1 protein-coding gene is annotated in these 1,090 nt (G+C 38.1%); it reads left to right on the top strand.

Going from position 1 to position 1,090, the window contains the following annotated elements; translation table 11 throughout:
• Window positions 1–596: 596 nt before the first annotated feature.
• Window positions 597–866, top strand: a complete 270-nt coding sequence (locus tag AABW11_RS19980) for a nucleotidyltransferase family protein (protein WP_340107098.1) — start codon at window positions 597–599, stop codon at window positions 864–866.
• Window positions 867–1,090: the final 224 nt, after the last annotated feature.

Here is a 1,090-nt window from a genome sequence, read left to right on the forward strand (position 1 = left end):
GGGAGAGACATTGCATGTCTGTCTTTCACCCATCAGAGTTTGATATCAAAACCAGTTGAGAGATAAATTTACTTACTGAGTTTGAATAGACATACCATGTCTTTCTTGCCATAACAATTCGACAGTTCAACGATTCGACAATACTAAATGAACCTAACATTCATCGGATGACGGGAAGTCATCCGATGAAGATCCTCATCCGCTGGCTTCCCGCCATCGGATGAGTTGTGTAAGGCCAAATATAGTTTCATGCAGTTCCCCGAATGATGCACAGGTAAGACATGGCATGTTTTATCTTTGCCCAATTACCTTAACATGACCCTGACATTCATCGGATTTAGTTAAAGCAGATTTCATAGTGGTGCTTGGGAGAGACATTGCATGTCTGTCTGATGCCATTCAGTGATATAATTTAAAAACATCCATGATATAGATCCACGTATCTGGATCGAACAGACATACCATGTCTGCATTGTCCAAATTCTTGACTGGGAACTTACATCCATCGGATGATGGGATAGTTATCCGATGAATTAATAGATGATTCAAAAAAAATTATCCTGTATTTTTAGTTGATGATGGAAAAGCACGAAATATTGTCCCTTCTTAAACAGCACAAAAAGTCGCTGTTCTCTAAATACCCTATTAAAGCTATCGGACTATTTGGGTCTGTTTCAAGAAATGAGAACACCTCGCACAGTGATGTAGATATACTGGTTGAGTTTGACGACACTATTGGTATTCGGTTTATTGACCTGGCTGAAGAATTTGAAAGACTTCTGCACCGAAATGTAGACCTTGTATCAAAGAATGCGGTCAAACCCCGCTATTACCAATCTATTAAGGACGACATTATTTATGTCTAAAAGAGATCCCTTACTTTTGATAGAGGATATAATCGAATCGATTGATAAGATTAAAAGGTAGGTAGGGGAGATTTTATTTCAAGACAAATTTTTAAATGATGCACGGGAGAGACATTGCATGTCTGTCTTTCACCCATCAGGGTTTGATATCAAAACCAGTTGAGAGATAAATTTACTTACTGAGTTTGAATAGACATACCATGTCTTTCTTGCCATAACAATTC

The organism is Rhodohalobacter sp. 8-1, from assembly GCF_038150125.1.
Classification (GTDB): domain Bacteria; phylum Bacteroidota; class Rhodothermia; order Balneolales; family Balneolaceae; genus SW132.